The organism is Mycobacterium sp., from assembly GCF_050701515.1.
Taxonomy (GTDB): Bacteria; Actinomycetota; Actinomycetes; order Mycobacteriales; family Mycobacteriaceae; genus Mycobacterium.
This window is the reverse complement of sequence record NZ_JBOGDB010000030.1, coordinates 1-5694: the sequence shown is the minus strand read 5'-3', so window position 1 is coordinate 5694 and position 5694 is coordinate 1. Positions and strand designations below refer to the sequence as shown.

General features: G+C 68.0%; 7 protein-coding genes. 3 read left to right on the top strand and 4 right to left on the bottom strand.

What is annotated here, in order from left to right; genetic code table 11:
- Nucleotides 1-232 precede the first annotated feature (232 nt).
- Nucleotides 233-1435 carry an MFS transporter gene (locus ACRDU5_RS02600; RefSeq protein WP_526612654.1) on the bottom strand — a complete coding sequence of 401 codons (1203 nt, stop codon included), beginning with the start codon at nucleotides 1433-1435 and terminating at the stop codon, nucleotides 233-235.
- 98 nt (nucleotides 1436-1533) lie between these two features.
- Here ACRDU5_RS02600 and ACRDU5_RS02595 point away from each other — a divergent pair, with 98 nt between their 5' ends.
- On the top strand, nucleotides 1534-2115 hold the full coding sequence (locus ACRDU5_RS02595) for an HhH-GPD-type base excision DNA repair protein (protein WP_526612653.1): 582 nt from the start codon (nucleotides 1534-1536) through the stop codon (nucleotides 2113-2115).
- On the opposite strand, the gene ACRDU5_RS02590 is transcribed toward ACRDU5_RS02595, so the two are convergent.
- On the bottom strand, nucleotides 2112-2771 hold the full coding sequence (locus tag ACRDU5_RS02590; protein ID WP_526612652.1) for a nitroreductase family protein: 660 nt from the start codon (nucleotides 2769-2771) through the stop codon (nucleotides 2112-2114). The two genes, ACRDU5_RS02595 and ACRDU5_RS02590, sit on opposite strands and share 4 nt — an antisense overlap.
- A 40-nt stretch (nucleotides 2772-2811) precedes the next feature.
- On the opposite strand from ACRDU5_RS02590, the gene ACRDU5_RS02585 reads away from it, so the two are divergent.
- The gene (locus ACRDU5_RS02585) at nucleotides 2812-2958 is read left to right on the top strand and encodes a DUF1059 domain-containing protein (RefSeq protein ID WP_526612651.1); all 147 of its coding nucleotides are present in this window, start codon (nucleotides 2812-2814) and stop codon (nucleotides 2956-2958) included.
- A 556-nt stretch (nucleotides 2959-3514) separates the two neighbouring features.
- On the opposite strand, the gene ACRDU5_RS02580 is transcribed toward ACRDU5_RS02585, so the two are convergent.
- Nucleotides 3515-4354: an alpha/beta fold hydrolase gene (locus ACRDU5_RS02580; RefSeq protein WP_526612650.1), complete on the bottom strand. Its 840-nt coding sequence runs from the start codon at nucleotides 4352-4354 to the stop codon at nucleotides 3515-3517.
- A gap of 123 nt (nucleotides 4355-4477) precedes the next feature.
- On the opposite strand from ACRDU5_RS02580, the gene ACRDU5_RS02575 reads away from it, so the two are divergent.
- Complete coding sequence (locus ACRDU5_RS02575; RefSeq protein WP_526612649.1) at nucleotides 4478-5101, top strand: TetR/AcrR family transcriptional regulator; 624 nt, start codon at nucleotides 4478-4480, stop codon at nucleotides 5099-5101.
- 65 nt (nucleotides 5102-5166) lie between these two features.
- Here ACRDU5_RS02575 and ACRDU5_RS02570 read toward each other — a convergent pair.
- The coding region (locus ACRDU5_RS02570; protein ID WP_526612648.1) for an Rv1157c family protein at nucleotides 5167-5694 on the bottom strand (528 nt) is incomplete at its 5' end.

Below are 5694 nucleotides of genomic sequence, written 5' to 3'. Positions count from 1 at the left end.
GACGCTGGCGGTGTTCAGCGTATACGGCGTTTTCGCCGCGGCGGTTCGTCGGCAGGTGTTCTCCCGTCCACGCATCGTGGCGTGGGTGAGGCGCAGCTTCGCCGCCACCTACCTGGTGCTCGCCGGCCGGCTGGCGGCGCAGTCGCGCTGAGCGGCCACCGGCGGATCACTGGCCAGCAACCATGCCGCAAATCTAGGGCTGAGCTGGCCCAGGGGGATCTGAGTAGAGCACTCAAATCTCGGCTGAGGGCCGCCGGGCTTGCCGGGCCTCCTGCACCAAGATTGCGACCAGGCAGACGAGTGCCAGGATCGCGACGGCCACCGCGAAGCTGACTCCCGCGGTGCGCAGTCCCCAGTGCTGGGCGGCCAGGCCCTCACCGACCACCGGCAGCGAAATCCCCACGTAGGCAACGACGAAGTACGCGGAGCTGACCTCGGCGCGCCGAGCCCGCGGCGTCTTTTCGGCGACGGCGGCCAGGCCGCGACTGAAGCTGATGCCCTGGCCGACACCGGCGATGACGGCGGCCGCGATCAACCCCGATAGCGACGAAAAGTACAGTGCGACAGCGAGAATGATCATGCCGACCACCAGAATCGCGCAGCCCAGTGCCACCGCTCGCGGTGGCGGAATGCGGCCGGCGGCCAGTTGCGCGATCGCCGACGCGAAGAATATCGAGCCGGCGATGGCTCCCGCCGCGGCGTGGTTGTGGATACCGACGACATTCGTCACGAAAGCCGGCGCCACCGACGCGAACAGACCGGTGACCGTGAAGCCGGCGAACGCGGCAGTGGCCGCCGTGGCGAACACCGGTCGGACCTCGGCGGGCACCGAAAGCCGTTGCACACCGATGCTTCCGCTGCGCGGGGAGGTTTCGGGCACGACCAGCACCGCGACCGCGGCGAGCGCCACCAGCACGAGGTGCACGATGAAGCTCAGGTGCAGCGGTTGCGGCGCGTACTGCACCAGCACGCCGGCCAACAGCGGCCCGCCACCGAGGCCGCCCATGTTGGCCACGGTCGCCACCGCGGCCGCGCGGGTACGCCAATTCGGCGGCGCCGCCTCGATGACCGCGGCGGTGGCGGTGCCGGTGAAGATGCCGGCCGACAGCCCCGACAGCACCCGGCCGACCAGCAGCAGCGGCACCGAATCGGCGACCAGGAACACCACCGCGCTGGTCAGTGCGAACATGACGCCGGCCAGCAGTATGGGTCGGCGGCCGACGGCGTCGGACCACCGCCCGAACGCCAGCAATGCGAATAGCACCCCGCCGGCGTAGGTGGCGTAGACGACCGTGGTGGTCAGCACCGCGAAATGCATGCGCTCGGCGTAGAGCTCATACATCGGCGTCGGCAGCGTGGTGCCAACCATGATCGCCGCAAAGGCGTATGCCAACAGGCCGAAGGCGAACCGGGTTCTGGGCAACGTCTCGAGCACGTCGTGTGCCAGCGGCGAAGTCGGGGGAGTTATTCCAATGACTCTAGTGCGCGTTCCCGGCCAGCACTGCCGCCAAACCGTCGATCTAGACTGGCGACGTGGCGAAACTGCAGCTTGTGCAAGATCCGGCGGCCGATGCTCTGCTGGAGTCCAATCCGTTTGCGTTGCTGGTCGGCATGCTGCTCGATCAGCAGGTCCCGATGGAGACAGCGTTCGCCGGGCCGAAGAAGATCGCCGACCGCATCGGCGGCGTGGACGCCCGGGAGATCGCCGACTACGACCCGGAGAAGTTCGCTGCGCTGTGTTCGGAAAGGCCTGCGATTCACCGGTTTCCGGGGTCGATGGCCAAGCGGATCCAGACACTGGCGCAAATCATCGTCGACCGCTACGACGGTGACGCCGCGGCGCTGTGGACCGCGGGCGACCCCGATGGGGCAGAGGTGCTGGGGCGGCTGAAGGGATTACCCGGGTTCGGCGAGCAGAAGGCGAAAATCTTCTTGGCGCTGCTGGGAAAGCAGTACGGCGTGACCCCGAAGGGCTGGCGCGAGGCGGCCGGCGACTACGGCAAGGCGGGTGCGCACCTCTCGGTGGCCGACGTCGTCGACGCCGGTTCGCTGGAGCAGGTGCGGTCGTACAAGAAACAGATGAAGGCGGCCGCGAAAGCGTCGAAGAAGGCCTAGGTGCCGAACGGCTGCCCGTCGAACCGCTCGCCGGTGGCGATCTCGGCGACGCCCTTGCGCTTGAGTTTGGTGATTTGCCGGACCGGCTTGCCCAGCGGCAGCAGAGCGGCTATCGCATAGGTGTCCGGTATGCCCAGTAGTTCCTTGACCAGTGGCTCCTCGGCGACCGCCGCAGTGGTGAGCACGCCGCCGAAGCCTTCGCTGCGCGCGGCAAGCAGGATGTTCCAGACGAACGGGTACACCGACGCCCCGGCGATCAGGCCGATTCGGTCGAGGTGTTGGTCGAAGGCCGCGACGACGGCGAGGTCGACACAGACCACCAGCACTACCTCGGCAGTGCGCAATGGCGACTCCGGCGGCACCTCGACAGCCGCGATGGTTTGCGCATCAACGCCGCACGGCCGCAACGGATTCCACGGGCCTTCGCCGTTGCGGAGTTGGGCAATATAGCGCTTCGCTCCGGGGATCGTGCAGTCGATCAGCGCCTCGCGGGTCTGCGGGTCGCGGACGACGATGACATGGTTGCCCTGCCGGTTGCCCCCGCTGGGGGCGAACCGCGCGTTGTCCAGGATGCGCTCGAGAACCTCGTCCGGCAGCGGGTCGCCGGTGAACTCGCGCACCGCGGGAGTGGTGCGCATGACGTCGTACAGTTCCATGCCGCCATCTTCGCTGCCTTGGCTGTGGGATCGTGAAGGGATGAAGACACACCTGAACTGTCCGTGCGGCGAGGCGATCACCGGCAAGGACGAGGACGACCTGGTCGAGAAGGCGCAGGCTCACCTGGCCGAGGCCCATCCCGGTCGCGAGTACGACCGCGACGCCATCTTGTTCATGGCCTACTGACAACCCGCGAAATAGAATTCCCGGTCGTTTCGGCGTAACCGGCAGCTAATCGAACACGTTGCGGCGCAACTAGCCTGAGAGGGCCGGACCAGCCCTAATAGGGTCAGTAAGGCCGCCCTAACCGGCGCTGAGGTGCGCGTTGTCGGCGGCCAGCAAAGCCGCGACGCGCGGGTATTTTGCGGGAGCAACCCGACCGCCGCTGGGCTGGCGCGCAGTAGGTGCTTAGGCCGCAGGCCGCGCCGGTGGGACAGCTCGCTAGGCGAGAGGTCTGGCTTGTCGTCATGGCCAAACGGGTACCACCGCACTGACATCGCTCTACCTCACAGCGCGATCGTCGGCACGTCGTAGCTACCAGCGGCCTTGAGCTGACGACAACCGCCGCGCCACGATGCCGCGTGCCAACGCCTACCGACCGAGCGAAAATGGTGTGGATCAGTGGGTACCGCTGATCACGGCCAGGGATCACCCGGAGCCCTTGATACGCCTTGTACCACCCGAAGTTGTGAACGATCCCGCCAGGGCACCGGCACCGAACGTCACGGTGGGCTCGCCGCGATCAGGAGGATGCGGCGAAGAACCGCGCCAGCAGGTCGGCGACCTGGTCCGGATCCTCCTCCTGCAGGAAGTGGCCGACGTCTGCGAGCGCTGTGACCTCCGCCTGGGGGACGTCGCGGGCGAGCCGGGCCATCGTGTCGGCCACCTCAGGCAGGATGCGATCCTGCACCCCGTAGATGGCGCGGACCGGCATCCGAAGGGTGGGCAGTCCGGCGGCGATCTCGGCGAGGCCTTCGACCGAGAGGCCGATGCCCGCGTTGGCCAGAGCGAGGCGGTCGGCGTCGGTCGTGAACGGGGCGCGGACGCCGGCCAGGACGTCGTCGGTGAGGACGTCGGGGTCCGCGACGCCGAGTCGCATGATCTCGGTCAGGCTTTCGGCGCTGGTGAGCGAGCCACGACGGGCGGGCGAGCCGAGCGTTGCGAGGAAGTCTATGACCGCGTCGGAGAGCTCAGGGTAGAGCAGCGTGTTGAGCAGGGCGATCTTGGTCACACGCGATGGCTGTTGCAGGGCCCAGTGCACGGCGATGGGGCCACCGATGTCGTGTGCGACGACGCCGACCTCACCGATCCCGAGGCCCGAGAGAACGCCGTCGATCGCCCGTTCGAAGAGCCCGAAGTCGTAGTGCACGTCGACCGGTTTGTCGGACCCACCGAAGCCGGGAAGGTCCAGGGCGACGACTCGGCTCTGGGCGGCCAGTCCCGGCATCACCCCACGCCAGAGCAGCGAGGAGGTCGGCCAGCCGTGCAGGAGGAGCACGGCCGGACCAGTCCCCAGCTCGCGATAGGCGACGGTGACCCCATCGTCGAGGGTGATCGTTCGGGCATCCAGGACAGTGGTCATGGCGTGGTCTCCTGTTCGTTTCGTGGGTTCGAGATCGGCGGTCCGCTCGTGCGAACGGACCAAACAAACCGACTGACGGTCTACAAGATAACAGACCGACTGATGGTCCGCTAGTGTCTACATATGGATCGTCGGGTCGAGAAGGGCAAGGCGACCCGGGATGTGTTGATGAGCGCCGCTCGCTCGCTGTTCGGCGAACACGGCTACGACGGCACCTCGATCGACGCGATCCTCCAGGCGAGCGGCGTCGCGCGGGGCGCGCTCTACCACCACTTCGCCACCAAGGAGGCGCTGTTCGACGCGGTCCTCGAACGCGAGGTCGCGACGATCGCGGCAGCTGCCGCCGAGGCCGCCCGCGCCGCGAGCGATCCCGTGGCCAGCCTGCGAGCCGGCTGCGCGACCTGGCTACGCCACGCTCTGGATCCAGCTGTTCAGCGCATCGCCCTGCTCGACTCCCCCGCCGTCGTCGGATGGACGCGCTGGCGAGAGATCGACGAGCAGCACACGCTGGGCCGGCTGCGGGCCAACGTCAAGCGCATCGCCGACGACGGGACGATCCCCGCCGACCAGGTCGACGTGCTGACCAACATGGTCCTGGCGGCCGTCGCCGAGGTGGCGCTCGTCATCGCACGGGACGACGATCCCGACGCCGCTCTCGAGACCGGTTTGCAGGCCCTCGACACGCTCCTCACCCGCGTCTTCGCCGCCGGTGAGGATCATGGCCGGTCGACCGGTCGCAGGGAGTGAGGGTTACCGGTCACTAATCTGGCAGCGATTTCACGACCGGGAATGCTATTTCGGCGAGATCGGGGTTAGGGCACCACCGTCGAGCCGATGGTGGGCATGAACTGGCACTGCTTCTCGGTGGTGGTGACCTGACCGAAGATCGTCGACATGACACTGCCCGAGCCGGTGTCGGCGATCGCCGTCAGCGTGGTCGGGCCCTCCGGGTTGATATCCGGGCGCGGCTTGAGCGTCGCGCCGCCCGACTTGCCGGTGGTCAGGTTGACCCAGGTGACATTGAGCGGCAACTTCTGCTCGGCCGCCGGGCCCGGCGTACCCACCGCGGTGAACACGTAGGCCGTCTGACCCGGACCGGGGCCGGGGGTCGGAATCTTGGCCGGCCCGGCCACCGAAATCGCGGTCGCGAGCACATTGCCGCCATCGGAAAGACACCCATTGCTGATTGACGGATACATGAAGTCCTGCGTCGGCGGGGCATCCGGGCCGAACTCGGGATTCGCGGCCGGTGCCGGTGCCGGTGCGGCCTCGGGAGCAGGCGGCGCCTCCGGTGCGGGTGCTGGAGCGGCCTCCGGAGCGGGGGCGGCCACCGGCGCGGC